General features: G+C 69.7%; 31 protein-coding genes. 12 read left to right on the plus strand and 19 right to left on the minus strand.

Going from position 1 to position 25,066, the window contains the following annotated elements:
• Nucleotides 1-201: 201 nt before the first annotated feature.
• The gene (locus BN971_RS01195; protein ID WP_085181527.1) at nucleotides 202-624 is read right to left on the minus strand and encodes a hypothetical protein; all 423 of its coding nucleotides are present in this window, start codon (nucleotides 622-624) and stop codon (nucleotides 202-204) included.
• A gap of 326 nt (nucleotides 625-950) precedes the next feature.
• Here BN971_RS01195 and BN971_RS01200 point away from each other — a divergent pair, with 326 nt between their 5' ends.
• Nucleotides 951-1,898, plus strand: coding sequence for an SMP-30/gluconolactonase/LRE family protein (locus tag BN971_RS01200; protein WP_085181530.1), 948 nt, complete (start codon nucleotides 951-953; stop codon nucleotides 1,896-1,898).
• Between the two features lies 1 nt (nucleotide 1,899).
• Here the strand turns inward: BN971_RS01200 and BN971_RS01205 are convergent, their stop codons facing one another.
• Nucleotides 1,900-2,748: an SDR family NAD(P)-dependent oxidoreductase gene (locus tag BN971_RS01205; protein ID WP_085181525.1), complete on the minus strand. Its 849-nt coding sequence runs from the start codon at nucleotides 2,746-2,748 to the stop codon at nucleotides 1,900-1,902.
• Nucleotides 2,749-2,897: 149 nt separating this feature from the next.
• On the opposite strand from BN971_RS01205, the gene BN971_RS01210 reads away from it, so the two are divergent.
• Together BN971_RS01210 and BN971_RS01215 are read left to right on the plus strand one after the other, a co-directional pair.
• Nucleotides 2,898-3,128, plus strand: a complete 231-nt coding sequence (locus BN971_RS01210; protein ID WP_085181524.1) for a ribbon-helix-helix domain-containing protein — start codon at nucleotides 2,898-2,900, stop codon at nucleotides 3,126-3,128.
• Nucleotides 3,112-3,462 (plus strand): type II toxin-antitoxin system PemK/MazF family toxin, encoded by a 351-nt coding sequence (locus BN971_RS01215; protein WP_085181523.1) that lies wholly within the window; start codon nucleotides 3,112-3,114, stop codon nucleotides 3,460-3,462. The genes BN971_RS01210 and BN971_RS01215 overlap by 17 nt, the downstream gene beginning before the upstream one ends.
• A 5-nt stretch (nucleotides 3,463-3,467) precedes the next feature.
• Here BN971_RS01215 and BN971_RS01220 read toward each other — a convergent pair whose 3' ends face one another.
• From BN971_RS01220 to BN971_RS01230, 3 genes are all read right to left on the minus strand, one after another.
• Nucleotides 3,468-3,764: a VapC toxin family PIN domain ribonuclease gene (locus BN971_RS01220; RefSeq protein WP_245836808.1), complete on the minus strand. Its 297-nt coding sequence runs from the start codon at nucleotides 3,762-3,764 to the stop codon at nucleotides 3,468-3,470.
• A 100-nt stretch (nucleotides 3,765-3,864) separates the two neighbouring features.
• A complete protein-coding gene (locus BN971_RS01225) occupies nucleotides 3,865-4,137 on the minus strand; it encodes a type II toxin-antitoxin system Phd/YefM family antitoxin (protein ID WP_085181522.1) in 273 nt (90 codons plus the stop codon).
• Nucleotides 4,138-4,256: 119 nt separating this feature from the next.
• A complete protein-coding gene (locus BN971_RS01230; RefSeq protein ID WP_245836805.1) occupies nucleotides 4,257-5,489 on the minus strand; it encodes a hypothetical protein in 1,233 nt (410 codons plus the stop codon).
• A 310-nt stretch (nucleotides 5,490-5,799) separates the two neighbouring features.
• Between BN971_RS01230 and BN971_RS01235 the strand changes: the two genes are divergently transcribed.
• Entirely contained in the window at nucleotides 5,800-6,135 is a 336-nt protein-coding gene (locus BN971_RS01235) for a hypothetical protein (protein ID WP_170322095.1), read from the plus strand.
• A 42-nt stretch (nucleotides 6,136-6,177) separates the two neighbouring features.
• On the opposite strand, the gene BN971_RS24385 is transcribed toward BN971_RS01235, so the two are convergent.
• Entirely contained in the window at nucleotides 6,178-6,393 is a 216-nt protein-coding gene (locus BN971_RS24385) for a hypothetical protein (RefSeq protein WP_139027024.1), read from the minus strand.
• Here BN971_RS24385 and BN971_RS01240 point away from each other — a divergent pair.
• Both BN971_RS01240 and kasB read left to right on the plus strand, forming a co-directional pair.
• The gene (locus tag BN971_RS01240; protein ID WP_428978053.1) at nucleotides 6,392-7,165 is read left to right on the plus strand and encodes an Rv3717 family N-acetylmuramoyl-L-alanine amidase; all 774 of its coding nucleotides are present in this window, start codon (nucleotides 6,392-6,394) and stop codon (nucleotides 7,163-7,165) included. The genes BN971_RS24385 and BN971_RS01240 overlap by 2 nt on opposite strands.
• Nucleotides 7,166-7,406: 241 nt before the next feature.
• Nucleotides 7,407-8,660, plus strand: a complete 1,254-nt coding sequence (gene kasB / locus BN971_RS01245; protein WP_085181519.1) for a 3-oxoacyl-ACP synthase KasB — start codon at nucleotides 7,407-7,409, stop codon at nucleotides 8,658-8,660.
• A 31-nt stretch (nucleotides 8,661-8,691) separates the two neighbouring features.
• Here the strand turns inward: kasB and BN971_RS01250 are convergent, their stop codons facing one another.
• From BN971_RS01250 to BN971_RS01260, 3 genes are all read right to left on the minus strand, one after another.
• Nucleotides 8,692-9,450, minus strand: coding sequence for a cutinase family protein (locus BN971_RS01250; protein ID WP_085181518.1), 759 nt, complete (start codon nucleotides 9,448-9,450; stop codon nucleotides 8,692-8,694).
• 339 nt (nucleotides 9,451-9,789) lie between these two features.
• Nucleotides 9,790-10,089: a DUF202 domain-containing protein gene (locus BN971_RS01255; RefSeq protein ID WP_085181517.1), complete on the minus strand. Its 300-nt coding sequence runs from the start codon at nucleotides 10,087-10,089 to the stop codon at nucleotides 9,790-9,792.
• Nucleotides 10,086-10,448 (minus strand): YidH family protein, encoded by a 363-nt coding sequence (locus BN971_RS01260; RefSeq protein WP_090349971.1) that lies wholly within the window; start codon nucleotides 10,446-10,448, stop codon nucleotides 10,086-10,088. The genes BN971_RS01255 and BN971_RS01260 overlap by 4 nt, the downstream gene beginning before the upstream one ends.
• 28 nt (nucleotides 10,449-10,476) lie before the next feature.
• Between BN971_RS01260 and BN971_RS01265 the strand changes: the two genes are divergently transcribed.
• Nucleotides 10,477-11,175: a haloacid dehalogenase type II gene (locus BN971_RS01265; protein WP_245836813.1), complete on the plus strand. Its 699-nt coding sequence runs from the start codon at nucleotides 10,477-10,479 to the stop codon at nucleotides 11,173-11,175.
• Here the strand turns inward: BN971_RS01265 and BN971_RS01270 are convergent.
• From BN971_RS01270 to BN971_RS01290, 5 genes are all read right to left on the minus strand, one after another.
• Nucleotides 11,172-11,612, minus strand: a complete 441-nt coding sequence (locus tag BN971_RS01270) for a hypothetical protein (RefSeq protein ID WP_085181531.1) — start codon at nucleotides 11,610-11,612, stop codon at nucleotides 11,172-11,174. The two genes, BN971_RS01265 and BN971_RS01270, sit on opposite strands and share 4 nt — an antisense overlap.
• Nucleotides 11,613-11,642: 30 nt before the next feature.
• Nucleotides 11,643-12,191 carry an ester cyclase gene (locus BN971_RS01275; RefSeq protein ID WP_085181514.1) on the minus strand — a complete coding sequence of 183 codons (549 nt, stop codon included), beginning with the start codon at nucleotides 12,189-12,191 and terminating at the stop codon, nucleotides 11,643-11,645.
• A gap of 129 nt (nucleotides 12,192-12,320) precedes the next feature.
• The gene (locus BN971_RS01280) at nucleotides 12,321-13,619 is read right to left on the minus strand and encodes a cytochrome P450 (protein WP_085181513.1); all 1,299 of its coding nucleotides are present in this window, start codon (nucleotides 13,617-13,619) and stop codon (nucleotides 12,321-12,323) included.
• Nucleotides 13,616-13,960, minus strand: coding sequence for an MmpS family transport accessory protein (locus BN971_RS01285; protein ID WP_085181512.1), 345 nt, complete (start codon nucleotides 13,958-13,960; stop codon nucleotides 13,616-13,618). The genes BN971_RS01280 and BN971_RS01285 overlap by 4 nt, the downstream gene beginning before the upstream one ends.
• 6 nt (nucleotides 13,961-13,966) lie before the next feature.
• Nucleotides 13,967-15,154, minus strand: a complete 1,188-nt coding sequence (locus tag BN971_RS01290) for an MFS transporter (protein ID WP_090349730.1) — start codon at nucleotides 15,152-15,154, stop codon at nucleotides 13,967-13,969.
• 60 nt (nucleotides 15,155-15,214) lie between these two features.
• Between BN971_RS01290 and BN971_RS01295 the strand changes: the two genes are divergently transcribed.
• Nucleotides 15,215-16,291 carry an NAD(P)H-dependent amine dehydrogenase family protein gene (locus tag BN971_RS01295; protein ID WP_085181538.1) on the plus strand — a complete coding sequence of 359 codons (1,077 nt, stop codon included), beginning with the start codon at nucleotides 15,215-15,217 and terminating at the stop codon, nucleotides 16,289-16,291.
• Nucleotides 16,292-16,396: 105 nt separating this feature from the next.
• The gene (locus BN971_RS01300) at nucleotides 16,397-18,025 is read left to right on the plus strand and encodes an Hsp70 family protein (protein WP_090349731.1); all 1,629 of its coding nucleotides are present in this window, start codon (nucleotides 16,397-16,399) and stop codon (nucleotides 18,023-18,025) included.
• Between the two features lie 12 nt (nucleotides 18,026-18,037).
• On the opposite strand, the gene BN971_RS01305 is transcribed toward BN971_RS01300, so the two are convergent.
• The 5 genes from BN971_RS01305 to BN971_RS01325 form a co-directional block, all read right to left on the minus strand.
• The gene (locus BN971_RS01305) at nucleotides 18,038-18,334 is read right to left on the minus strand and encodes a hypothetical protein (protein WP_085181537.1); all 297 of its coding nucleotides are present in this window, start codon (nucleotides 18,332-18,334) and stop codon (nucleotides 18,038-18,040) included.
• A 229-nt stretch (nucleotides 18,335-18,563) separates the two neighbouring features.
• The gene (locus BN971_RS01310) at nucleotides 18,564-19,661 is read right to left on the minus strand and encodes a class I SAM-dependent methyltransferase (protein ID WP_085181509.1); all 1,098 of its coding nucleotides are present in this window, start codon (nucleotides 19,659-19,661) and stop codon (nucleotides 18,564-18,566) included.
• Between the two features lie 13 nt (nucleotides 19,662-19,674).
• The gene (locus BN971_RS01315) at nucleotides 19,675-20,631 is read right to left on the minus strand and encodes an SDR family oxidoreductase (RefSeq protein ID WP_085181541.1); all 957 of its coding nucleotides are present in this window, start codon (nucleotides 20,629-20,631) and stop codon (nucleotides 19,675-19,677) included.
• Between the two features lie 32 nt (nucleotides 20,632-20,663).
• Nucleotides 20,664-21,281 (minus strand): MBL fold metallo-hydrolase, encoded by a 618-nt coding sequence (locus BN971_RS01320; protein ID WP_085181508.1) that lies wholly within the window; start codon nucleotides 21,279-21,281, stop codon nucleotides 20,664-20,666.
• A complete protein-coding gene (locus BN971_RS01325; RefSeq protein WP_085181507.1) occupies nucleotides 21,278-22,363 on the minus strand; it encodes an S-(hydroxymethyl)mycothiol dehydrogenase in 1,086 nt (361 codons plus the stop codon). The genes BN971_RS01320 and BN971_RS01325 overlap by 4 nt, the downstream gene beginning before the upstream one ends.
• A 154-nt stretch (nucleotides 22,364-22,517) precedes the next feature.
• On the opposite strand from BN971_RS01325, the gene BN971_RS01330 reads away from it, so the two are divergent.
• The 3 genes from BN971_RS01330 (at nucleotide 22,518) to BN971_RS01340 (ending at nucleotide 25,063) form a co-directional block, all read left to right on the plus strand.
• On the plus strand, nucleotides 22,518-23,594 hold the full coding sequence (locus BN971_RS01330; RefSeq protein WP_245836800.1) for a class I SAM-dependent methyltransferase: 1,077 nt from the start codon (nucleotides 22,518-22,520) through the stop codon (nucleotides 23,592-23,594).
• Complete coding sequence (locus tag BN971_RS01335) at nucleotides 23,594-24,415, plus strand: serine hydrolase domain-containing protein (protein ID WP_085181505.1); 822 nt, start codon at nucleotides 23,594-23,596, stop codon at nucleotides 24,413-24,415. The genes BN971_RS01330 and BN971_RS01335 overlap by 1 nt, the downstream gene beginning before the upstream one ends.
• A gap of 135 nt (nucleotides 24,416-24,550) precedes the next feature.
• On the plus strand, nucleotides 24,551-25,063 hold the full coding sequence (locus BN971_RS01340) for a DUF3145 domain-containing protein (protein ID WP_085181535.1): 513 nt from the start codon (nucleotides 24,551-24,553) through the stop codon (nucleotides 25,061-25,063).
• Nucleotides 25,064-25,066: the final 3 nt, after the last annotated feature.

Consider the following 25,066-nt stretch of genomic DNA (forward strand, 5'->3'; position numbering starts at 1 on the left):
TGCGGGCGGGAAGCTGCACGATCATGTTGTGTAGGCCAATCAATCTCGGATGCGGTCTGCTCCAAGGGTCCTCGGTCACGCCTCAGAACTCGGTCGACTATCGACTGCGGCCGGCAGCGCACCGCTGTTGTCAGCGTTGCAGCGCGCGCACGCCAGCACAAGGTTGGCCAGGCCGTCGATGCCTACCGGCTACCACGGCCCCTACACCCGCTTGAACCACAAACCCCCATACGGCGGCCGTGAATTGGACTTGATACAGATTTGATGGGCGGTCATCAGCGCGGCCGGGCTGATCGCCCGGGGGGCCTCATCGGCAGCGCCCGACCACTCGTCGGGATGCAGGTCGTGCAGGTTGAACAACGGCCCCCCGTCGCGGGGCGTGACCTCCCCGGTGGAGCGGTCGACATCGACGTTGCCGTGGTCGAGATGGATGCACCAGAGGCTGTCGCTCTCGGCGAGTCGGCGGAGAAACGTGCGCACGTCCTGGACGTCGTCGAACGTCGCCGTGTAGCCGGCGTAGCCGTCGAGGCGAGTGATCTGGTACGCGCCGCCCTGCGGGCCAGACGTGTCGAGTTTGTAGCCGTAGCGGCCCAGCTCTTCGTTGAGTTCGTCGTTGGTGCTCATAGCATCGCGAGGTTAACAGCCGCGAGCCACCGTCAGGCGAAGATGCGACGACTTGCCCGTCCGGTCGGCGAGCTTCAGCCTGGACCAGGTGATGGCCAAGTTGCAGGACGCCACCACCCGCAGCAGCTGAGCCACCCACGATGGACCAAGCGCTCCCGTCCTGGCGTCCCGGGGCCACGCGCGACGCCGTCGAGGCGTTCCTGGCACGGCACAGACTTTCGCCGAGACCGAGCCCATCACCGACGTCGGGGCACGCCTGGGCTGGACGGTCGTCAGCATGGCCCGCGACTGGGACGTCGTCTTTGCGCCCGCGGATAATGCCCGGCATGGGTGAAGCCCCCGCCGTCACCGGTTTACGCGCGATCGGCCGCGGCGTGGACCGCCCCGAACACGTTCTGGTGGCCGCCGACGGCCGGGTGTTCGCCTCCGACAAGGCCTCGGCCGTCGCGGAACTCGTCGACGACAACAGCGTTCGGCACCTCGGGCGGGCGGGCGGCGAGCCGAACGGAATCGCGCTCGACCGCAACGGCCACTTCCTGATCGCCAACTTCGGCGCGGGCGTGCTGCAGGACCTCGACCCGGCGACCGGTCAAATCGCGTGGATCCTAAAAGGAGACCTCGACGGACACCCGCTGAAATGGCTGAACTTCGTCTGCGTGGATTCGGCTGGCGCCCTCTGGTGTTCGGTGAGCACGACGACCGACGACCTCCTCGACACGATCGCACACGGCACCGCCGACGGGTTCATCTTCCGGGTGGCACCGGATCGCCAAACGGCGCAAGTGGTCGCCGAAAAAGTAAACTTCCCCAACTGCATGGCGCTGGACCGCGCCGAAACCTATCTGTACGTGGTGCGCACGGTGGCCGCCGACGTCGTGCGGTTTCCGATCCAGGGCGAAACCCTCGGCCCGCCAGAACGATTCGGCCCGCCGCTGGGTCAACGACGCCCCGACGAGTACGGCCCCGACGCCGGCCGGTTCCTCGCCGACCCAGAAGTGGGCCGCCGGTGGGGGATGGCCGACGGATGCGCGTTCGACGCCGAGGGAAACCTCTGGGTCACACTGGTTTTGGCCAACAGGGTTGTCGCGATCCGCCCGGACGGCTCGACGGCGGTGATCCTCGACGACCCCGCCGGCGCGCTAGTGCAAGGCCCGACCAGCGTCGCGTGGGGTGGGCCGGACATGCGGGACATTTATATCGGCTCCATCCAAACCCCGTACGTGCTCAAGGGGAGAAGCTCGGTGCCCGGCCTGCCGATGGTGCACCAGCGCTGAGTTAGCCGGCCGACGGGCCGGGCCTCATGAAGTCCGGTAGCGCCTGCTCCGGGTCGGGCGGGATCATCGATTCGGGCAAGCCCCACAGCTGCCGAATCATGGCGCCGCCGTCGACGACGAGCGTCTGACCGGTGATGCGGGCCGCCAGCTCGGAGGACAGGAACAACGCGGCGTTGGCGACGTCGTGCGCGCGGGGCGCCGCCAGCGGATTGATTCCATTGACGGCGTACTCATTCGGCGGCTGGTCCTCGTTGCCGGAACCCACATTGCCCGGAGCGACCGCGTTGGCGCGAATTCCGTACCGGCCCAACTCGTCTGCGAAGGTCTTGACGAGCGAGATGACGCCTGCCTTGGCCGCGCCGTAGGCGGCGTGGTAGGTCGCCGAGGCGATGCCGTCGACCGATGCCAGCGCGACCAACGACCCACCGGTGCCCTGGTCGATCATGTATCTCGCGGCGGCCTGGAAGAGGTAGAAGACCTGGGTCAGGTTGTAGTGGATGGCCGCGTCCCATAACCGGGTGGGGAAGTCCTCGACCTTCGACCAGGTCGCCCCGCCGATGATGTCGACGCACACGTCGACACCGCCCAAGGCCGCGACGGCGTCGTCGATCGCCCGGTCGACCTGGGTGGGGTCGGTCATGTCAGCGACGATCGGGACGGCATCGCCTCCCCGCCCGATGATCTCGCCGGCGATCTGTTCGGCGCGCCGCTCGTCGATGTCGATGCAGGCCACGGCGGCGCCCGCCTCGGCGAGGGTCAACGCCGTGAACCAGCCGTGGCCCGCGCGCTCGGGGATGTAGCCGGCACCCGACACCACCGCCCGCTTGCCCGACAGTCCCAAATCGATCACGGCCGACCTCCCTTGCGTTGCAACCAGTCAGCCGCGCGCCGGGAATGGCCGTCGACCGTACGGGTGGAGTATCGAGACAGTCCCAATGCCTGTCAACGGCGGGTCGCCCGCTTGTTGCTACTGTATTCCTACCCTAGTAGCATCGCGGTATGAAGCTCAGTGTCAGTCTGTCCGTGGAAGATGTCCGCGTGTTGGACGAATACATGAAACGGACCGGATTGCCGTCGCGGTCCGCGGCCGTACAGCGAGCTATCCGCATGCTCCGCTACCCCTCCCTCGAAGAGGACTATGGCAACGCCTGGGGGGAGTGGTCGGCGGCCGGCGAGGAAGACGTGTGGGATAACGCAACGGGTGACGGGTCGAGTGATGCTGCGCGGTGAGATATGGCAGGTCGACTTCGACCCTGCCAGGGGCGGTGAGGCGAATAAGACCCGCCCGGCAGTCGTGGTCAGCAACGATCGGGCCAATTCGAGCGCGGTTCGTCTCGGGCGCGGGGTGGTGACGGTAGTCCCGGTGAAAAGCAACGTCGCCACGGTCTACCCGTTCCAGGTATTCCTGCCTGCTGCCACCACGGGTCTCGCCGTCGACTCCAAGGCGCAGGCCGAGCAAGTCAGATCTGTTGCGGTGGAACGGCTGCGGCGCCGCATCGGTCGGCTCTCTGCCGCCGAACGTGCCCAGCTTGACGACGCCCTGCGGCTGCACCTTGAACTCTGACTCCCTCAACGTCCGGGAGCGGCGGCCGGCAGGCCGGCGGCCGCGGCGGCCGTGCGCAGGCGTTCGTCGTAGGTGACGAACGCGGTCAACCGCGGGCCGAAGATGGCCTCCCCGGTCGCGGGATGGATTGCGTCGAGCGACCGTAACGTGGTGTCCGGATATGCCGCGGCAGCGGCTCGGACCACATCGTCGACGTCGTAGCGCGCCACTCGGGCCACGATGGCGGCAGCACCGGGGAGCAGCGACGGCTCGACCCGGCGCAGGGCCCGAGGGAGTTCAACCTCGATCAGTGTTGACGACACCTTGGCGCCGGTGTTTGCGCGTCAAGCCAGTCGGCGAGGGCATCGGTTTCAGGTTCGCGCCGTGTCATTTTCACCAAGGCCGACGTGTCGAGGTAAAGCACTAATAGCGCTCGCTGTCCCGCAGATCGCGCAGCAGTTGACCGGCCTCGTGGCCGGTGTTCACCGGTCCGGATGGACGTGGAGCCGGTCCGCCGAGGGTGGCGGGATGAAGCCTTCCGGCGCTGATCATTTCGGCTAGGGGATTTTCCTCGGCCGGGACCAGGCGGGCGACGACGACTCCATGCTCGGTGATGTCGATGTGCTCGCCGCGTTTGACCCGGGCGAGCACGCCGGCGGTATTTTGGCTCAGCTCGCGCGCCGGCACCTCGGACATGCCAGCGATAGTAGCTACCTATTTCTACTACGCGGGCCGCTCAACGCGCCGGAGCGGGCTCCTCCAGTCCGGCCCCGCCCGACTGACGTTCAAAACCCTTGCTGTCCAACGAGCCTTCATCACCGTGCCTGCCCCGCAACGGCCCTGCGAGCTGCGCCCAGGCAAACGAGCCCTCGGCCGACGGCTGCGAGTGCCTGGCCCGCGGTGGTTCCGACGGCTTCGATGGTGGCGAATGCGGCGTCGAGCAGGCTCGGAATGTGAAAGTCCTCCCAGGCCTCGACCTGGTGCCGGCGCGCCCGGGCGAAACGGTCGAACTCGTCGCGCAGGGCGATGCGCTGCTTGGCCAGGTCGCGCACCGCCCAGAACCGGAAGCCGTCGACGGCGCTCGACTTCCCGAACAGGTCGAGCATGTCCTTCGCGCGCCGGTAGATGTCGATGTCTTCCCGCAGATGATGCTCGATCAGCTCGCGGGCTTCGTCGATCGCTCGCAGCAGCTGCTCCGGCTGCCTCGACTCGATTCGCGCCAGGCTCAGCCGCTGCCACTTGTGCAGTGACTCTTCGGCGATCACCAGCAGGCTCAACGCGTCACCAAGACGGTTGTCGTTGAGCGCGTTTCGCAGCTTCTCGGCGCGCTGCTCCACGGGCAGGTTGTGGTCGAAGGACGCCAGGACGCGCATGACATGGTTGCGCAACTGCTCGACACTGACGTTGAGCGCCGGCCCCAGGGAGGCCACCGAATCCCAGTACGCGTCGGGCAGCGACCCGTGTTTCTCCAACGACTCGACCATCCGCGTGACGGTCAGGTTGTTGCCCAGGACTTCACCGGCGCGTTGCGCCCGGGCGACCTCGAGCACCGCCTCGACCTTGTCCTCGACGCGCCGGACGGCGTCTTCGACCTGGGCGACCGCGGACTTCAACGCCATCTGTACCGCGATCATCTGCGCCGACACCATCGCCTCGGGGCCGAGCCCCGCCGGTCGCCACTGCAGCACGTCCAGGAACTGGCCGGCGTCGGCGCCGGTCACCAGCCGAAAGAAGCCCTCGCTGAGGGGAACGAGGTTGCCCTGCCTCAACGCGTCCAGGTTGTCCCGATGCAGTTGGACGTAGGTGCCGGAGTCGGCCAGCAGCGAGGCCAGCCCGGCGAGCCCGCTCGCGGCGTTCGCAAGCGAGGCGCCGTCGATGCCGGCGACGCGGATGCCATGCCCGGCGATCGCCCGCAGGCGCGTCAGGTAACACTCGACGGCGGCGGGGTCACCACCAAGCAGCAGGGCATCGTCATGGAACGACACCACGACCTGGTCGGTCCCGGCATCGGCATCGACCGAAACGTCCGACACCTCCGATGTGCTCACGGCCACCCCTAGTAATCCGTCGGCATGCGAAAGCACGCACGCCGTGAGTGAGCAGGTATTTGTCGGCTAGCGACTGCGGACGTTACACCCGTGTTTCCTTGCGGTCGCTGCGGTTTGCCGTCTATTGGGCAGGAATTCACCCCGGCAGGCGGTGGCCGCCGCAGGGCCGGTGGCGGCGTCGAACGCAGCGCATCCCCGGCGCGCTCGGGCCGTCAGGCAGACGATGTTCGGCGCCGCCGCTGCGGCGCTGACCAGTGGCCGGCACCGGGCCCACCTGTTGTTGTCGGAGGGCGCGCATATCTTTCCTCGCATGAGTGGTTCCAGGTCCGGTTCCGGCGGCGGTTTCGCGGGGTTGGTGCTGTTGCTGCTGGTGGTCGCGTTCATCATCAGGTTCATCTGGTGGATTCTCGCGACGGCGGCGTTGGTCGGGCTGTTCTTCGTCGTGCGGGCGATCGGGCGCTGGGATGCCCGGCGGTCGGCGGAGCGGCTGCGCCACCGCCAGGCCATCGCCGCGCGCGCCGATCAGCAGCACAACTGGGTCCTGCGGGGCGACGACCGGGGGATCTACGGCCCGGCGGGCGCCGAACTCATGCACTACCTGTATCCGGCGGCAAGCCGGGTGCAGCGGCTGAACCGGAGGTGTTAGCGGGCAGGTTGTTACCATCGCGCGATGACCGCGCCGCGATCACTATCCCGGCGCGCCGTGCTGACGTACGCCGGCGCCGCGCCGGTACTGCTCGGCAATGGGGGCACCGGCGGCGCCGGCCGACCAGGGCGCCCCGGTACCGGGCGCGACGCCGACCACAAGCCAGCCAACGGACGGGGGCTCGTAGATGCTGACCCGCTTTGTCCGCATCCAGTTGGCGATCTTCGCGATCGTGGGAACGATCGGTGTGGTCGTCATGGCGTTGTGGTACGTCCAGGCGCCCACCCTGCTCGGCATCGGCAAGATGACCGTCACGCTGAAACTGCCCGCCACCGGTGGCCTGTACCGCTTCAGCAACGTGACCGACCGCGGCGTGGCCGGCATGACCGTCGTCCTCGATGCCGGCCACAACGCGGTCAACGACGCCTCGATCAACCAGCAAGTGCCCAACGGCCGCGGCGGCACCAAGGCCTGCCAGACGTCGGGCACCGCCACCGACGACGGCTACCCCGAACACGCGTTCAACTGGGCCGTTGTCGGGCTCATCGGCGCGTCGCTGAACCAGATGGGCGTCACCACCCGGCTCACACGGGGCGACGACAGCTCCGTCGGGCCGTGCGTCGACCAGCGCGCGGCAATCGCCAACGCGGCGCACCCCGACGCCATCGTCAGCATCCACGCCGACGGCGGACCCCCCTCGGGCTCGGGGTTCCACGTCAATTACTCCAGCCCACCCCTGAACGCCGCGCAGTCGGGCCCGGCGGTGCAACTGGCGCGCACCATGCGGGATGCCCTGGTGCAAGCGGGCTTTCAGCCGTCGAACTACATCGGCTCCGACGGGCTGTACGGCCGCGACGACCTCGCCGGGCTCAACCTGGCCGACTACCCGGCGGTCCTCGTCGAACTCGGCAACATGAAGAACGCCCACGACGCCGCGCAGATGGAAAGCGCCGATGGCCGGGCACGGTATGCCGACGCCGTCACGCAAGGGATCGTCGCATTTCTGAACGCCCGGGGCCCGGCCGGCTAGCAACGGCGATCCCGGCCGGTCCATGCCGTACAGATGGCGAAATGCCAGTCACTAAACGAAAGGTTTGCTGGCGGCGAAACTCCGGACCCGCGGGTCGAAAACGCCTGTGACGCCGAATTTCACCGCCCGATGGTCACTTCACGACTTCGTGTCGTTGTCAACACCGCGGCGGGTTATGTTTCCATTGAAAGAGCGTTTGGAGGGAAGCGCCGGCAAGCACGCAGGGGAGGTTTCGCACGCTATGGCAATACTGGCTACCGGGACGTCGCTCCCGAACATCGTGGTCACCGGCGTCGCCGCGACGACGGCGCTCGCGCCCGACATTGAGACCACCTGGAAACTGCTGCTCGACGGCCAGAGCGGGATCCGCAAGCTCGACGACCCGTTCGTGGAGGAATTCGACCTGCCGGTCCGCATCGGCGGCCACCTGCGGGAGGAGTTCGACAGCCAGCTGACCCCCGTCGAGGTGCGCCGGATGGGCTACCTGGCGAGGATGTCGACGGTCCTCAGCCGCCGGTTGTGGGAGAACGCGGGCTCGCCCGAGGTCGACCCCGACCGGTTGATGGTGTCGGTCGGCACCGGGCTAGGGTCGGCGGAGGAGCTGGTGTTCAGCTACGACGAGATCCGCGCCCGCGGTTCGCAGGCGGTCTCGCCGCTGGCCGTGCAGAAGTACGGGCCCAATGGTGCCTCCGCGGCGATCGCCCTGGAACGCCGCGCGCGCGCCGGCGTGATGACCCCGGCGTCGGCCTGCGCGTCCGGCTCGGAGGCCATCGCCCATGCGTGGCAGCACCTGGTGTTCGGCGAGGCGGACGTCGCGATCTGCGGCGGCGTGGAGACCCGGATCGAGGCAGTGCCGATCGCCGCGTTCGCCAAGATGCGCATCGTCATGTCCACCAACAACGACAACCCCACCGGCGCCTGCCGCCCGTTCGACAAGGACCGCGACGGCTTCGTGTTCGGCGAGGCCGGCGCGCTGATGGTCCTCGAGACCGAGGAGCACGCCAAGGCCCGCGGCGCGAACATCCTGGCCCGCCTGATGGGTGCCAGCATCACCTCCGACGGCTTCCACATGGTCGCGCCCGATCCCAACGGCGAACGCGCCGGACACGCCATCAGTCGCGCGATCGAGCGGGCCGGCCTGACCCCCGACGACATCGACCACGTCAACGCCCACGCCACCGGCACCTCGGTGGGCGACGTGGCCGAGAGCAAGGCCATCAACAACGCGCTGGGCAGCAACCATCCCGCTGTCTACGCACCCAAGTCCGCCCTCGGCCACTCCGTCGGCGCCGTCGGCGCGCTGGAATCGATCCTCACCGTGCTCGCCCTGCGCGACAAGATCGTTCCCCCCACCCTGAACCTGGAGAACCTCGACCCCGAAATCGACCTGGATGTGGTCGCGGGGGAGCCCCGGCCGGGTGACTACCGCTACGCGATCAACAACTCGTTCGGCTTCGGCGGGCACAACGTCGCGCTGGCCTTCGGGCGGTACTGAGGGCCGTCCCGGGTCAGCGTCGGGCGATGGCTCAGTCGCCGAACCCCTGGCGGGGGGCCGCCGCCATGTTCGTCGGCGCGGCGGGTGCTCCGCCCGCGGCGAGGTGGCTGACGGCGAAGTCGACTCCCTGGTCGATGATGGGCTCGGTGCCGGCGTAGGTGTCGTGAGCGGCGAAGTTCAGCCCTTCGGAGCAGACCGGGTCCTCGGGCGCGCACACCTTGATGGTCTTGGCCTGATACAGCGGGCCGATCGACAGCGGCGGTTCACCCAGGAAGTTCATGGCCCGCACGTTGGGCGTGCCGAACAGCACGAGCGAGGACACGTGGTTGGCGACGGCGGGGTCCATCGGTTTGGGCACGGTCGCCGGGTCGACCCCGTCGGGAACGGAGGCCGAGGTGACGAAGCCCATCACGGCCGCACCCTGGGAGTAGCCGCCGAGCACCATCTTCGTGTTGGGGCAGTCGTGCGCCATGGACGTGATGTGGGCGCTGGCGTCGCGGATGCCTTCGACGCCGGTGTCCCACTGATCGCTGGCGGGGTAGTTGACCGGATAGACGTCGAACGACGTTGCGCCCAACCGGGAGTGCAGCGAGTCGACGAACGCTTGCCCGGTGGGGCCGACGCCCGGGGGTTCGCCGGTGCCGCGCGCGAACACCACCTGGACGTCGGGACACGGTTGCGCCGAAGCGGCGGGGGCGGCGGGACCGACGGCACCGACGAAGGCGCCGCCGAGGCCAGCCGCGGCGACCGCCGCCGGACCGACGAGACGAAGTACGTGACGTGCGATCATGACGCCATGGTGCCCATTAAGCACCCCCCAAAACTGTGTGCTGTCATACGGTTTCGTTGCCGTAACCTGTATACCACAGTCCGGCGCATCGTGGCAGGGGAAACCCGCACGTCAGCACGCCGTTTTGCGGCAGCCGTGCGCGGTGGATCCCGGAGCCCGGGTTCGTGAGCCTGGCCGCCGCGCGGCGTCGACTCACCCACGGCGGGAAGGGGATTCGCCGGCCGGAATGTCCTGCGCTCATGTCGGGCTAGGTCCGGCGGCCTCAGCGGCCCGGGCGGGCCCAGCGACCCTGAGGGCCACCACATTTGGTCGCCGATCATGCCCGCGCGCCGCCAGGTGCTAGATCAGCTGCGCAAACGTCGTCACCAGGATGAGCACCAGCACGGCCACGCCGATGAAGTACACCTGGCGCCGGGGGGCCAGACGCGCGGCCGGGGTCTCCTGCTGCAGCGTCCGCTGGCGCCTGATCGCGATCACGTAAGTGCTGAGGGCGACCGCGGCGGCCAGCCCGGCGGGGATGAACGCCTCCGGGCCGACGGCGCCGTGCAGGTTCTTGACCAACAACAGCGCGCCGTTGGCGAGGAACGCGAACGAGGTCCGCGTCCAGGCCAGTGACGTGCGGTCCGCCGGCTGGCTCAACCCATCACGGCCTTGACGACCACCAGCCCCAGGGCGACCAGTCCGACCACGGCCAGGCCCACCGCCAGGTAGGCGGGCGAGGGGTGCCGGGGCAGGGGCTCGCCGCGGCGCATCGCGCGGTCGGCCTCCCTCCAGCGCCGCAGCCCCATGGCGTTGGTGAGGATCGCCAGCACCGCGAGCCCCACGCCGAGCACCCGGCGCGCCCCCGGTATGCCCAGCTCCGGAACGAGCTGCACCACCGCGACCGCCGCCGCCAGCAACCCCAGCGCCGTGCGCTGCCAGGCGAGATACGTCCGCTCGTTGGCGAACGTGAGCCGGTAGTCGGGCTCCTGCTCTTCGGCTGCGGTGTCGTCGCCCACGAGGGTCATCGTAGATTGAGCGGTTGTGGTGCAGGCGCTGTTGTTCGACGTGCAGGGGACGGCGACGGATTTTCACTCGACCGTCGCCGGCGAGGCGCGGCGCATCGCCGGCGACCGCTTTGCGGGTGCCGACTGGGACGCGCTGGTGCGGCGTTGGCGCGCAGGCTATTTCACGGCGCTGGAGGCGTCACGACGGCGTCATGACGGCTGGGTGCCGGTGCACTGGGTGTACCGCGACGCGCTGGAGGCCGCGCTGGACGATTGCGACATCGCGGGCCTGTCGGGAGTAGAACGCGACGAGCTGACGCTGGCGTGGCGGCGCCTGCGGCCGTGGCCGGACGTGGTGCCCGGGCTGACCCGGCTCAAGAGCCGCCACACGCTGGCCACCCTGTCCAACGCCGACGTCTCGACGGTCATCGAGATCTCCAAGCGCGGGGGTCTGCCCTGGGACGCCGTCTTCGCCGCCGAGATGGCCGGGGTGTTCAAGCCCGACCCGGCGGTCTACCGGCTGGCCGCGACCTACCTCGGCCGCGAGCCCGCCGAGATCATGATGGTGGCCAGCCACAAGTACGACATCCGCGCCGCGGCCCGGCTCGGCTTTGCGACGGCGTTCGTCGCGCGCCCGCTGGAATTCGGGGTGGGCGGGGACGCCGACACGGCCTATTCGGACGAGTTCGACGTCAACGCGTCCGACTTCGTCGATCTGGCAGAGCAACTCGGCTGCTAGCGGCGGGCCGACCCGGTCAGGGGCTGGCCGGTGGCCGCCTGCAGGAGGCAGATCAGCGTGCTCGGGGTGGGGTTGGCCCCGGTGCGATCCTGGTTGGAGTCGATCAGGTAGGTGATCGACAGCGGGCTTCGGTCGACGGGCTGGCCGGTGTACGGCGCGAACGCCGCGGCGCAGTCCCGGTTGGCGACGGTGGCGATGGCCGTATCGACGGCCATCGGGGCGCGGCGGTACACCTCGGCCAGATGCGCCGTGCCGCAGTCGACCACGGTGACGGTGACCCGGCTCAGGTCGGCGGGCGGCAGGTCGGCCACGCAGTCGCCGACCTGCAGGTCGATCCATTTCTCGGTGTGCGAGCCCGGCGGGGAGGGGGCCGCGGCGGCCGGGCCGCACGGCGCGAGCACCAGGCACGCGGCCAGAGCGCACCACGCGTGACGCATCGCAGCCTCCTCGACCCCTCGCCGCGGAGTCTACGCGGAAGTCAAAGCGGGATCGGGCTTTTCCGACGACATCGACAGGAACCCCTTCAGGCAGCGGGCGGCCAGCCACCAGTTGGCCGGCCTGCGCATGTCCAGGCCGCCGAGCAGCTGCTTGATCATGGTCAGGGTGTCGAAGTAGATGCGTTCGCAGACAAGGGTTTCCGTCTCTTCACAGTCGCCGAAGACGAAGTAGGCGGTCATCCGGACCCGAAACCTGCTGCCGGTCGGCGGCACCTTGCCGAGATAGCCGCGGTGGGTGCCCATCAGCCAGAACTCGACGATCACCGCGTCGGCGCTGTGCCGCAGCGCGATGATCTCGTGGTCCTGGTCGGGAAACGCGGTGCGCGTATAGGTGTAGTAGGCGCGCACCGCCTCGTCGCCGTCGTGGACGACCATCTGCGGGATCAGCTCGTAGCGCGGATGCGGAAAGGTCGCCAGCACGTCGTCCCAATCCTGACGGACCTCGTCATGAAAGTGGTCGAGTACGAGCTTCTGCCGGGCGGCCAGCACCTCGGGCGCGGGAAACGCGGGAATGGTCATGGGGGTGAGGGTAGCCCGCCGCGCCTCCGGCGAGCAGACGCAGAATCGCATGCCGATGCGCGCAATCATGCGATTCTGTGTCTGCTCGCGCCGGGGAGGTGAGCGCCCAAGCCTCCGGGCCCGCGGCCGCTACCCCCGCGGCGGAGTCCAGGCGACCGGGAGCCGCTTGATCCCGTGAATGAACTGTGACAGCAGCCGGGCCGGTTCGGCCACCGCGACGATGTCGGGGATCTCGCGGCGCAGCTCGTCGAACGCGACCCTGATCTCGCGGCGCGCCAGGTTGGCGCCCAGGCAGAAATGGGCGCCCCCGCCGCCGAAGCCGAAGTGCGGGTTGGGATTCCGCGCGACGTCGAAAGCCCAGGGGTTGGCGAACTTCGACTCGTCGCGGTTGGCGGAGTTGTACCACAGCGCGGCCTTGTCGCCGGCGGCCAATTTCACGCCGCTCAGCTCGATGTCGCGGGTCAACGTCCGCCGCATGTAGACCACCGGCGAGGCCCAGCGCACGATCTCCTCGACCGCGCTCGGCGCCAGGGCGTCGAAGTCCGCCCACCACGTGTCGCGCTGCTCGGGATAGCGGGACAGGGCCAGCATCCCGTGGCTGATCGCGTTGCGGGTCGTTTCGTTGCCGGCCACCACGAGCAGGATGAAGAATGACGCGATCTCCGGCGACGACAGCCGTTCGCCGTCGACCTCGGCCTCAACCAGGCTGGTGGTCAGGTCGTCGTGGTGATTGACGCGGCGGTCCTCCGCCAGCGCGCTGGCGTAGGCACCGATGTCCATCGAAACCTGGAGGAACTCCTCGAAGTCGGTGGACAGGTCGGGGTCTCCGAATCCGAGGATCACGTTGGTCCAGTGGAAGATTCGCTGGTGATCTTCCTCGGGGATGCCCATCATGTCGCAGATCACCTGCAGGGGCAGCGGCCCTGCGAGCTCGCTGACCAGATCCGCCTGCCCGTCGGGATGCTGCGCGATCATCGCCGCGACCAGGCGGCGGGCCCGCTCGCGCACCGAAGTCTCGATGCGCGACACCACCTTCGGGGTGAACGCCCGGCTGACGATCGAGCGCAGCCGCTGGTGCCGGGGGTCGTCGAGCACGATCATCGAGCCGAAGTACTCGGAGATCTCCGGGTTGTTGTCGCTGATGGTGATGTTCGGGCTGGAGCTGAAGATCTCCGGGTGCCGGCTGGCGAATAACACGTGGTCGTGCTTGGTCAGCGCCCAGTACCCGCTTCCCGGTTCGAAGCCCTCGTACTCGATGGCGGGCCAGAACGAGATCGGCGCCTCCCGCCGCAGCGTGGCGAAGGTGGCGTCGCGGACGTCGTCGTCGGCGCCCCAGAACTCCAAGGACTCGAGATGGATGTCGGCGAGCGGGATCTCGGGCGGTGGCTCCCCGTTGGTTCGCGGCGCCAGTCCGGATCTGACGCTCACTGGGTGCAGATCGTTCGTGCGGGCGCGCCGGTGGCCGTCGCGTCCTTGACCGAGCGGCCGTCGAGAAGGATCCGGCACGTGACGCTGCCCGGGGCCTGCGCGCTGACCACGAATACCTGGCCGCCGAAACCGGTGAACTGCGCCGACCACGGCAGGGTTACGTTCACCGCGCGCTGCTGGCCGCTGTCGGTCTGATACGAGATGAACTCGGCCACCGGGGAACTGCCGGTGACCTCATACCGAACCTGCGGGAAGTCGTTCGCCTGGGCCACGCCGCAGGCGTTGGCGACTGCGACACCGACGGCGAACAGGATCGAGGGCGCCCTGAGATGACTCGTCATAGTTCCTCATCGTGTCACCACGCGCCCGCGGACGGAAGCGCCGAGCAGCGCAACGGCGAACACCCCGCCGACCACGCCCGACACCAGCAGCGGCAGCCGCCCGTCGATGCCCCACAGGAAGCCGGCCCACAGCCCCGCGGCCAGCACCGCGAAGCCGCTCAACCCCTGAAACGCGCCCTGGGCGCTGGACTGCAGGTCGTGGCCGACAAGCGTTGAGACCCAAGCTTTCCCGACCCCGTCGTAGCAGGCGGTGAACATCCCGTACACCGCGATCAGCGCCCATGCGGCCGCCGTGCTGGTGGTGAGGCCCAGCCCGAGATAGCCGACCGAAAAGAACACCAGCCCGACGCCGTACGCGACGGGTCGGCCGAAACGGTCGGCCAGCACCCCGGCCGGGAAGCTCGCCGCCGCGTACACCACGTTGTAGCCGACGTAGGCCAGGATGACCCCGACCACCGAGAAGCCGATCTCCTTCAGCCGCAACAAGAGCAGCGCGTCGGGGAAGTTGACGACGCTGAACGCGACCAGGAACGACACCACCTCCCAGTAGCGCCGCGGCAGTCGCCGGGTCCCGGCCAGTATCGAGGGCCGGCCCCCCCGCGGAACGTCTCGCGGCCGCTCACGAACCCACGCGATGAGCAGCACGCTGAGCACCGCGGGGATCACGGCGAGATAGAGCACCGGCCCGATCTGGTGATGGAACAGCTCGTAACCGGCCAGCCCGAGCAGCGGCCCGATCACCGCGCCCATCGTGTCCATCATGCGGTGGAACCCGAACACCCGACCGCGCTGGGCCGGCGCGACGCCTTCGGTCAGCAGCGCGTCGCGCACGGCGCCGCGCAGGCCCTTGCCGAGCCGGTCGACGACCCGCCCGACCAGCACCCCCGGCCACGCCCCGGCCGCCGCGACGATGACCTTGCCCAGCGCCGCCATGCCGTATCCCGTCGCTATCAACGGCCGGCGGGCGAATCGGTCGCCCAGCGGCCCCGACGCGATCTTGGTCAGCGACGCCGCGCCCTCCGCCGCGCCCTCGACCGCCCCGACCACCGCGGGCGGCGCGCCTAGGACCGCCGTGAGATAGATGGGCAGCAGCGGATACAGCAACTCGCTCGCCGCGTCCTGCAGCAGCGACACCAGCGACAGCACCCACACGTTTCGGGTCAGCCAGGCGGGGCGGGGGGGGACCCGCGAGATGCTAGCTGTCGCCGGTGCCGCGCGCTTAGGGTGAAGCGGGGGCCGGACGGAAAGGTGACGATGACGTCAAAGCGTGTGGTGGTCTGGGGCACGGGGTTCGTCGGCAAGATGGTGATCGCCGAGATCGTCGAGCACCCACTCTTCGAGTTGGTGGGTGTCGGCGTCAGCAACCCGGACAAGGTCGGCCGCGACGTCGCCGACATCTGCGGGCTGCCGGAGCCGACGGGCGTCGTCGCGACCGACGACGTCGACGCCCTGATCGCCCTGAAGCCCGACGCGCTGGTGCACTACGGCCCGACGGCCATGCACGCCAAGGACAACATCGCGCTCATCACCCGGTTTTTGCGCGCGGGCATCGACGTGTGCTCGACGGCGATGACGCCCTGGGTGTGGCCGACGATGCACCTGAATCCGCCGAACTGGATCGCGCCCATCACCGAGGCCTGCGAGCTGGGGGAGTCGTCGTGCTTCACCACCGGCATCGACCCCGGTTTCGCCAACGACCTGTTCCCGATGACGCTGATGGGCCTGTGCTCGGAGGTGCGCCGCGTGCGCGCGTCGGAGCTGCTGGACTACACCAACTACGAGGGCGACTACGAAGTCGAAATGGGCATCGGCCGCGAGCCCGAATACAGCCCGATGCTCGAAGACTCCAACATGCTGATCTTCGCGTGGGGCGCCACCGTGCCGATGATCGCCCACGCCGCCGGCATCATGCTCGACGAGATCACCACGACCTGGGACAAGTGGGTGACGCCCACCGAACGCAACACCGTCAAGGGCGTCATCAAGCCCGGGCACGTCGCCGCGGTCCGGTTCACCATCAACGGGGTCTACCAGGGCGAGACCCGGATCCAGCTCGAGCACGTCAACCGCATCGGCCGCGACGCCGCACCCGACTGGCCGTCCGGCCACGACGACGACGTCTACCGCGTCGACATCGAGGGGACGCCCAGCATCTTCCAGGAGACCGCGTTCCGATTCACCGACGGCTCGGGCCGCGACGCGGCCACGGCCGGGTGCCTGGCGACCGGGATGCGGGCGCTCAACGCGGTTCCCGCGGTCAACGATCTGGGGCCGGGCTGGGTCACGCCGCTCGACCTGCCGCTGATCCCGGGTGCGGGGACGATCCGCTAACCTCCCATAGCGCGCGTCCATGCCGCTCACAGCTGGCACCCAGCAACTGCTGAGATTGTCTATGGATTACGGCTGCGCGGATGCACATAAGCGGAGGTTGCACACATGACCGATGGAACGAGACCCGCGCTCGGCCTGTCGATCGGGGCGACCAACCTCGCGGCGGTCACGGCTGACAACGCCATCACCCGCAAGCCGGTCCTGACGCTCTACCGGCAACGCCCGCCGGAGGTTGGCGTGCCGGCGGAGAACCCCCGGCTCGGTGAGCCGGGACTGGTGATCGGCGACTTCGTGGACCGGGTGGGGGACCCGGCCGGGATCGTGGCGGCCGACGGGTCGGTGCACCGCGGCGAGGCGCTGATCGCCGACGCGTTGCGGGCTCTGGCGTACGCGGCCACCGACGGCCGCGCCCTGCCGGACCGCGTGGCCGTGACCTACCCCGCGCACTGGCCGTCCGCGGCGGTGGACACGCTGGGTGAGTCGCTGGGCCGGGTATCCGAATGGTCCAACCTGGCGCAGCCGCTGCTGGTGATCCCCGACGCCGCCGCGGCGCTGTTCGCCGCCCGCGCCCACCCCGGCATACCGGCCGCCGGCACCGTCGCGGTGTGTGACTTCGGCGGCAGCGGCACCAACATCACCCTGATGGAGGCGGCGGGCGACTACCGGGCGCTGGCGCCGACGGTGCGGCACCGCGATTTCTCCGGCAACCTGATCGACCAGGCGCTGCTGACCGCTGTGATGGCCAACCTGCCGGCCGGCGACCCGTACGACCGGCCCAGCACGCTGGCGCGCGGCTCGCTGGGCCGCCTGCGCGCGGACTGCCGAAGCGCCAAGGAGCAGCTGTCCGTGAGCGCGGTGGCCAGCCTGGCCGGGGAGTTGCCGAGCATGCACGGCGACTTCCGGCTGACCAGGAGCGAACTCGACGAGGTGATCCGCGATTCGCTGGATCGATTCCTGACGGTACTGCGAGAGACCTTGGATCGTAACGGCATTCGCGATCTTTCGGCCGTATTGGCCGCCGGCGGCATCGCCAACATTCCGGCCGTCGTCACCACGATGTCGGCATCGCTTCGAGTTCCGGTGGTCACGAATCCCCGCCCCCAGCTGACCCCGGCGATCGGCGCCGCGCTGCGAGCGGCACGCGGGCCCGACGCGGCCGCCACCACGATGGCCGGCCCCGCGCCGGCGAGGGAGACGGGGACCGCGACAGCCACTGCCCAAACCGCGGCGTGGCCGCGTCGCAGCGTTTCCCGGCCCGCGCCGGCCGACCCCGAGACCGCGATCCGCGCCGTGCCGCAAGCCGAGCCGGAATCTGTGCCCGAGCCCGAGCCCCCGCCCGAGCCCGGGCCGAACAGGACCCGGTGGCACCGACGGCTGCCGGCGACGGCGGCGATCGGCGGGTTGGTGGTTCTGCTGTTGGCCGGCGTCGCGGTGGCCGTCGCGCTGACCTCCGGTAAGCCCGGCACGCAGGCCACAACGACGTCGCCCGCCGCTGGCCCGCCGGCGATGACCGAAACCCCGGACCCCACGGTCCCGCCGGCCGTCCCGCAAGCGCACGCGCCCAGACCCGCGGCGCCGCTCGCGCCCAAGGCGCCGGCCGTCCCCCGGATCCCGGAGCTACCGCCCATCCCGGGCGTCAACGAACCGATCCCCGGATTGGACCGGCTCAACCAGATTCTTCAGGAGTTCATGGGCGGCGCAGGCCTCGGCGGCATCTTGCGCACCGGCCAATAAAGCCGTTGGAACTCAGTCCTTTTCGCCCTTGTTCTCCGAGGACGCGGCCTCGGCGAGCTTCTTGTTGAGCTCCTTGTCCTTCTCGATCTGTTCCTTTTTCTTCTCGTCGTTGCGGGCCTGGTCGGCCTCGGAGGAGTCGGCGCCGTCCGGCACCTCGTATTTGGGGTTGCCCTCGTCGTCGAGCCAGTCGTTGACGGCCGTCCCCGAAACCGTGCCGCCGGAACCCGGCAACACGATCGTGGGCTTTTCCTCGTAGGCGCCCATCATCTCGGAGGCCGCGTTCTTGGCGTTCTCGTCGACCTCCGGCATCTCCGGGAGCGAGCCGTCGGCCCTGCCGCTGTCGTGCTCGGTGGGTTTCGAGTTGTCCCTGGCACCGGCCTCGTCGTTGGCCTCGCGGTCGGCGTGTTGGGCGCCCTCGGGACCGTCCTGCCGGTCAGCCGCTTTGTCGTCCTGCACGGTCATGACGTAACCCCCTCACAGTCGGCAGTTCCGACTTCTTCGGGGGTTACCCGGTGCGACCTTGTGCCGAAACTCGCGTTTAGGGCCGCTTGACCAGCACGACCTCGGCGAGGGGAATCCGCATCGGCTCCGGCGCGGCCGACAGCCGCTCGGCGATGGCGGCCTGCAGTCGCCCGGCGAACTCGGACGCCCGCGGATCCCCGGCGCCGCCGTCGAGCGCGCGCACCAGCGCCGGTGACAGCGACGCCCGCGCGAAGGCGGCCCACTGCGCACCGAAAGCGTCTGCGTCGGCGTCGTTTTGGAACCGCGCCCAGAAGCGGTCCTCGGCGAGGAAGGTGTCCAGGTGCTCGATCGTGAGCCCCTCGAAGCGGCCCTTGGGGGCAAAGGGGGCGCGGAAGTCCGCCTCGGTGCGCCCGACCGTCGGAATCGTCATGCGCGCCAACTCGTCCCGACGCAGCAGGCCGTCGCGGACCTGGTCGTGCAGCGCGGCGGCGATCGCGTCCAGCAACGACGCGAAGCCGAACGCGCCGTCCTCGTCCACCCCCAGCGTCAGCACCACCAGCCGCCCCTGCGGAGCCAGCTCGCGGCCGCGGAACGCGACGAAGTTGTGCCAGTCCAGCGCGGCCTGGTCGGCGTAGGCCGCCCGGGCCGCGCCGTCGGCGCTGTGCGTGATGTGCACGTGATCGGCGAACTCGCGGGGGACCCGGCTCAGCCACTGCGTCGCCCACGACGACCAGCCGAGGTTGACCGTCATGGCCGGCACGATCTGCCCGTAGAACGACCGGCCGATCGCCGAGGCGAAACTCGCGGTGTCCTTGTGCAGGTAAGAGTCCGGGTCCTCGTCCAGGGTGCGAAACAGCGCACTGAAGTCATTCTCGGGAATGTCGGTGTGCGCCACCAGGATTGCGTGGTCGTGGCGGGTGCGCCGGCGCAGCACGGCGATCGCCTCGGCCATCGGTCGCAGCGAGTTGTGCCCGTTGGCGGCGCCGTAGTCGGCGATGACGATCGGCTGCGGCGGCGTGGGCAGGGGCACCTGTTCGGCCGCGTGCGTCAACGTCGCGATGGCCCGCGCCAGGCCGGCGGCCTGCAGGCGCGACGACTGGGTGTACGTCGGGCTGTCCGGCGACTCCGGCCGGACCACGACACTCGATTCGGGCATCCGAGGCTCCGGTGGCATGGGCCGACGATAGTCAGCCGGGCGTCGGGTAGCTGACCCCGGTGAGCCGCTCGGACAGCTCCCACAACCGCCGGCAGTCCCCCTCGTTGCGGGCGCGGGCCACCACGTGCGCCGGCTGCACACCGCCGCCGGCCGCCTCGTAGAAGCCGCGCGGACCGTAGAACGCGCCGCCCTCGGCCTGCGGCGTCGCCGCGGCGTACAGCGCGGGAAGGATGCCCTCGTCGATCTCCTGCCAGAAGAACGGGGCCCAGCGCCACGAGGTCGTGTACAGGCGCTGCATCAGTGAGGGCTTGTCGCGGCCGTGTGACGGCCCGCTGATCTGCAGGTTGGTCTTGGTCAGGCCCGGGTGCGCCGCGTTGGACATGATGCCCCAGCCCGCCGCGCGGCTGCGGCGGTCGAGTTCGAGGGCGAACATCAGCACCGCCAGCTTCGACTGGCCGTAGGCCGACATCGCCTGGTAGGACTTCTCGAACTGCGGGTCGTCGAAGTGGATCTTGGCGTTCATCCGCGCCGCCAGGCTGCTGAGCGAGACCACCCGCGCGCCGGTGGCGGCGCGCAGCAGGGGCAGCAGGTGGGCGGTGAGCGCGAAGTGACCCAGATGGTTGCTGCCGAACTGCAATTCGAACCCGTCGGCGGTGGTGTCGCGTTCCGGCGGCGTCATGACACCGGCGTTGTTGATCAGGATGTCGATCGGGCGGCCCTCGGCGTTGAGCTGTTCGCCCAGGGCGGCCACCGATGCCAGCGACGCCAGGTCCAGCGGCTTGATGCTCAGCTTGGCGTCGGGGACGCTGGCGCGGATTTCCTCGATCGCCGCCTCGCCCTTGGCGCGGTTGCGGATCGCCATGACGACGTCGGCGCCGGCGGCCGACAGGCGCCGGGCGAGCCCGAAGCCCAAACCGCTGTTGGCGCCGGTGATGACCACCAGTTTCCCGGACAGGTCGGGGACGGTCGCGACAAGGTTGTGGGCCATGCGGTCAGCGTAACGCCACGACGACGACCCGATCAGTGGCCGCGCGCCACCCACTCCTCGTAGTGGACGATCTCGTCGCCGATGGTGGTGCTGTCGCCGTGGCCGGTGTGCACGACGGTGTCGCCGGGCAGCGTGCCGAGGCGCTCGGAGATCGACTGCAGGATGGTCGGGAAGTCGGAGTAGGAGCGCCCCGTCGCGCCCGGGCCGCCGGAGAACAGGGTGTCGCCGCTGAACACCACGTCCAGTTCGGGCGCGTACCAGCACACCGAGCCCGGCGAGTGGCCCGGGGTGTGCAGGGCCCGCAGCTCGGTGCCGGCGACGCGCAGCGTATCGCCGTCGGAGATCGCGCGGAAGTCCTTGTCCGGGTGGGTCATTCGCCACAGCACCTCGTCGCCCGGGTGCAGCAGCACCGGCGCGTCGAGCGCGGCGCCCAGCTCGGGTGCGACGGTGACGTGGTCGTTGTGGCCGTGCGTGCACACCACCGCGACGACCTTGCGCCCGCCGACGGCCGCGAGAATCGGCTCGGCGGTGTGGGCGGCGTCGAAGACGACGACCTCCGAGCCGTCGCCGACGATCCAGATGTTGTTGTCGACTTCCCAACTGCCGCCGTCGAGTTCGAACGTCCCGTGGGTGACGACCTTGGCGATCACAGCACCACCACCGAACGCAGCACCTGGCCGCCGTGTATCTTGTGGAAGGCCTCCTCGACGTCGTCGAGCCCGATGCGCTCGGTCACGAACTTCTCCAGGGGAAGGCGGCCCTGCAGGTACAGGTCGATCAGGGTGGGGAAGTCGCGCTCGGGCAGGCAGTCGCCGTACCACGACGACTTCAGCGACCCGCCGCGGGAGAAGAAGTCCACCAGCGGCATGTCCAGGCGCATGTCGGGGGTCGGAACGCCAACCAGCACAACGGTTCCGGCGAGGTCGCGGGCGTAGAAGGCCTGCTTCCAGGTCTGCGGCCGGCCCACGGCGTCGACGACGACGTCGACGCCGAATCCGCCGGTGAGGTCCTGGATCGCCTCGACGACGTCTGACTCGCGGGCGTTGACGGTATGGGTGGCGCCGAACGTGCGGGCCCACTCGAGCTTGGTGTCGTCGGTGTCGACGGCGATGATGCGCCTGGCCCCGACCAGCGCGGCGCCGGCGATCGCGGCGTCGCCGACGCCGCCGCAGCCGATCACCGCGACCGTGTCGTCGCGGGTGACCCCTCCGGTGTTGATCGCTGCGCCCAGGCCCGCCATCACCCCGCATCCGAGCAGCCCGGCCACCGCGGGGTCGGCGTCGGGGTTGACCTTGGTGCACTGGCCGGCGTGCACCAGCGTCTTGTCGGCGAAGGCCCCGATGCCCAGCGCGGGTGTCAGCTCCGTGCCGTCGGTCAGCGTCATCCTCTGCGCGGCGTTGAAGGTGTCGAAGCAGTACTGCGGGCGGCCGCGTTTGCAGGCCCGGCACTGGCCGCAGACCGCGCGCCAGTTCAGGATCACGAAGTCACCCGGCTGCACCGCGGTCACGCCCGGGCCCACCGCCTCGACGGTCCCGGCCGCCTCGTGGCCGAGCAGAAACGGGTACTCGTCGTTGATGCCGCCCTCGCGGTAGGTCAGGTCGGTGTGGCAGACCCCGCAGGCGATGATGTCCACCAGCGCCTCGCCCGGACCCGGATCCGGGACGACAATGTCCACCAATTCGACGGGCTCGCCCTTCTTGCGTGAAATCACGCCGCGCACTGTCTGACTCATGCGCCCAACCTACTGTCGGGCGCATCGCACGGCGCACTGGGCCGCCGAGCCTGCGCCGGCGGCGTCGACCCTGCGCTGTGGGCGCCTCTGGCCGCCGCCCGCCCGCCCAGTACGCAGGCTCGGCGCGAAGGAGCCCGGTGTAGCGTCGCTGAGCGTGACCGAGACCGTCCCCGAGACCGCCCCCGAGACCGCCGAAGAGTTCACCGGGCGAATCGTCGCGGCCCTCGACGGCGCCAGCCTGGCCCTGCTGCTGAGCATCGGGCACCAGACCGGACTGCTCGACACCATGGCCGGGCTGCCGCCCGCGACCAGCGCGCAGATCGCCGAGGCCGCCGGCCTCAACGAGCGCTACGTGCGGGAGTGGCTGGCCGGCATGACGACCGGGCGCGTCGTCGAATACGACGCCGGCACCGGGACTTACGCGCTGCCGTCGCACCGCGCCGCCGTGCTGACCCGCGCCGCCGGGCCGGACAACCTCGCCCTGGTGGCGCTGTTCATCCCGCTGCTCGCCGAGGTCGAACAGAAGATCATCGGCTGCTTCCGCGACGGCGGCGGCCTGCACTACAGCGAGTTCCCGCGCTTCCACACGCTGATGGCCGAGCAGAGCGCGGTCGTGTACGACAAGGCGCTCGTCGACGTGGTGCTGCCGTTGGTCGACGGGCTCGTCGAGCGGTTGCGGGCGGGCGCCGACGTGGCCGATTTCGGGTGTGGCAGCGGGCACGCGATAAACGTGATGGCGCAGGCGTTTCCGGCCAGCCGGTTCACCGGCATCGACTTCTCCGCCGAGGCGCTTGCGGCCGGTGCGCGTGAGGCGGCCGAGCTCGGCCTGGCGAACGCGGCGTTCGAAAGCCACAACCTGCCGGACATGGACAAGGAAGCCGCCTACGACGTCATCACCGTGTTCGACGCCATTCACGATCAGGCCCGCCCGGAGCGGGTGCTGGCCAACATCCATCGCGCGCTGCGACCCGGCGGGGTCCTGCTGATGGCCGACATCAGGGCCTCCAGCCGGCTCGAGGAGAACGTCGGCGTGCCGATGAGCACCTACCTGTACACCACCTCGCTGATGCACTGCATGACGGTGTCGCTGGCCGGCGACGGCGCGGGCCTGGGCGCCGCCTGGGGGACGCAGCTCGCGGTGTCGATGCTCGCCGACGCGGGATTCGGCGACGTGCGGGTGGCCGAGATCGAGTCCGACCCGCTCAACAACTACTACATCGCCCGGAAGTGATGGCGGCTCTCGACGCTATCCACGACTGGCCCGTCGAGGCCGCGGCCGCGGCCGTGATCGGGCCCGACGGGGTGCTGGCCAGCTGCGGTGACACCGAGCGGGTGTTCGAGCTCGCGTCGGTCACCAAGCCGTTGGTGGCCCGCGCCGCACAGGTCGCCGTCGAGGAGGGCGTCGTCGACCTCGACACCGAGGCCGGCCCGCCCGGCGCCACGATCCGGCACCTGCTGGCGCACGCGTCGGGCCTGGCGATGCACTCCGACCAGGTGCTGGCCAAGCCCGGCACCCGGCGCATGTACTCCAACTACGGCTTCGCGGTGCTCGCCGAGACCGTGCAAAGCGAGTCGGGGATCGAGTTCGGCCGGTACCTGCGCGAGGCGGTCTGCGAGCCCCTGGGCATGGCGGCCACCAGGCTGGACGGCGGCGCCGAGGCTGCGGGCTACGGGGCGACGTCGACGGTGGCCGACCTGGTCGCGTTCGCCGGGGACCTGCTGCGACCGGTCACGGTGTCGGCGCAGTTGCACGCCGAGGCCACGACGGTGCAGTTTCCCGGGCTGGACGGCGTGCTGCCCGGATATGGCGTGCAGCGGCCCAACGACTGGGGGCTGGGTTTCGAGATCCGGGACGCCAAGTCGCCGCACTGGACGGGCGCACGCAACTCCGCGCGGACCTACGGCCATTTCGGCCAGGCGGGCGGCTTCATCTGGGCCGATCCCGCGGCCAACCTGGCGCTCGTGGTGCTGACCAACCGCGATTTCGGCGCGTGGGCGCACGGGCCGTGGCCAGCCCTGTCGGACGCGGTGATCGCCGAATTTCGACAGTGAAAAATGCACACTAGCGCAACATGGGTATCACGAGGCACAATAGACACGCACGACACACAAATTTAGATGCATCTGCTCACTGGGTCCGCCAGGTCGTTGGGGAAGACGTCCCTCGTGGAACCAAAGGAGCAGGAGATGCGTTCGTCGAATCAATTCGCCGACGTGACGAGCGGCGTGGTGTATGTCCACGCCTCGCCCGCGGCGGTATGCCCACATGTCGAGTGGGCGCTGTCGTCGACCCTGCAGTCCAAGGCGAACCTGGTCTGGACGCCGCAGCCGGCGATGCCCGGGCAGCTGCGCGCCGTCACCAATTGGGTGGGACCGGTGGGCACGGGGGCCCGGCTGGCCAACGCGCTGCGCTCCTGGTCGGTGCTGCGGTTCGAGGTGACCGAGGACCCCAGCCCGGGAGTCGACGGCCAGCGCTTCAGCCACACCCCGCAGCTGGGGCTGTGGAGCGGGACGATGAGCGCCAACGGCGACGTGATGGTCGGCGAGATGCGGCTGCGGTCGATGATGGCGCAGGGCGCCGACATGCTGGCGGCGGAGTTGGACTCGGTGCTGGGCACGGCGTGGGACGAGGCGCTCGAGGTGTACCGCGAAGGCGGTGACGCCGGCGAGGTGGCGTGGCTGAGTAGGGGCGTGGGCTAGGCC

It is taken from the genome of Mycobacterium bohemicum DSM 44277 (assembly GCF_001053185.1).
In the GTDB taxonomy this organism is placed as follows: Bacteria; Actinomycetota; Actinomycetes; order Mycobacteriales; family Mycobacteriaceae; genus Mycobacterium; species Mycobacterium bohemicum.

Bases quoted from the DNA above. Each gene is read 5' to 3' on its own strand.
- BN971_RS01195 (WP_085181527.1), bottom strand. From the start codon at position 624: ATGAGCACCAACGACGAACTCAACGAAGAGCTGGGCCGCTACGGCTAC.
- BN971_RS01200 (WP_085181530.1), top strand. From the start codon at position 951: ATGGGTGAAGCCCCCGCCGTCACCGGTTTACGCGCGATCGGCCGCGGC.
- BN971_RS01210 (WP_085181524.1), top strand. From the start codon at position 2,898: ATGAAGCTCAGTGTCAGTCTGTCCGTGGAAGATGTCCGCGTGTTGGAC.
- BN971_RS01225 (WP_085181522.1), bottom strand. From the start codon at position 4,137: ATGTCCGAGGTGCCGGCGCGCGAGCTGAGCCAAAATACCGCCGGCGTG.
- BN971_RS01235 (WP_170322095.1), top strand. From the start codon at position 5,800: ATGAGTGGTTCCAGGTCCGGTTCCGGCGGCGGTTTCGCGGGGTTGGTG.
- BN971_RS01240 (WP_428978053.1), top strand. From the start codon at position 6,392: ATGGCGTTGTGGTACGTCCAGGCGCCCACCCTGCTCGGCATCGGCAAG.
- BN971_RS24385 (WP_139027024.1), bottom strand. From the start codon at position 6,393: ATGACGACCACACCGATCGTTCCCACGATCGCGAAGATCGCCAACTGG.
- kasB (WP_085181519.1), top strand. From the start codon at position 7,407: ATGGCAATACTGGCTACCGGGACGTCGCTCCCGAACATCGTGGTCACC.
- BN971_RS01250 (WP_085181518.1), bottom strand. From the start codon at position 9,450: ATGATCGCACGTCACGTACTTCGTCTCGTCGGTCCGGCGGCGGTCGCC.
- BN971_RS01270 (WP_085181531.1), bottom strand. From the start codon at position 11,612: ATGCGTCACGCGTGGTGCGCTCTGGCCGCGTGCCTGGTGCTCGCGCCG.
- BN971_RS01275 (WP_085181514.1), bottom strand. From the start codon at position 12,191: ATGACCATTCCCGCGTTTCCCGCGCCCGAGGTGCTGGCCGCCCGGCAG.
- BN971_RS01285 (WP_085181512.1), bottom strand. From the start codon at position 13,960: ATGACGAGTCATCTCAGGGCGCCCTCGATCCTGTTCGCCGTCGGTGTC.
- BN971_RS01295 (WP_085181538.1), top strand. From the start codon at position 15,215: ATGACGTCAAAGCGTGTGGTGGTCTGGGGCACGGGGTTCGTCGGCAAG.
- BN971_RS01300 (WP_090349731.1), top strand. From the start codon at position 16,397: ATGACCGATGGAACGAGACCCGCGCTCGGCCTGTCGATCGGGGCGACC.
- BN971_RS01305 (WP_085181537.1), bottom strand. From the start codon at position 18,334: ATGCCGGAGGTCGACGAGAACGCCAAGAACGCGGCCTCCGAGATGATG.
- BN971_RS01310 (WP_085181509.1), bottom strand. From the start codon at position 19,661: ATGCCACCGGAGCCTCGGATGCCCGAATCGAGTGTCGTGGTCCGGCCG.
- BN971_RS01315 (WP_085181541.1), bottom strand. From the start codon at position 20,631: ATGGCCCACAACCTTGTCGCGACCGTCCCCGACCTGTCCGGGAAACTG.
- BN971_RS01325 (WP_085181507.1), bottom strand. From the start codon at position 22,363: ATGAGTCAGACAGTGCGCGGCGTGATTTCACGCAAGAAGGGCGAGCCC.
- BN971_RS01335 (WP_085181505.1), top strand. From the start codon at position 23,594: ATGGCGGCTCTCGACGCTATCCACGACTGGCCCGTCGAGGCCGCGGCC.
- BN971_RS01340 (WP_085181535.1), top strand. From the start codon at position 24,551: ATGCGTTCGTCGAATCAATTCGCCGACGTGACGAGCGGCGTGGTGTAT.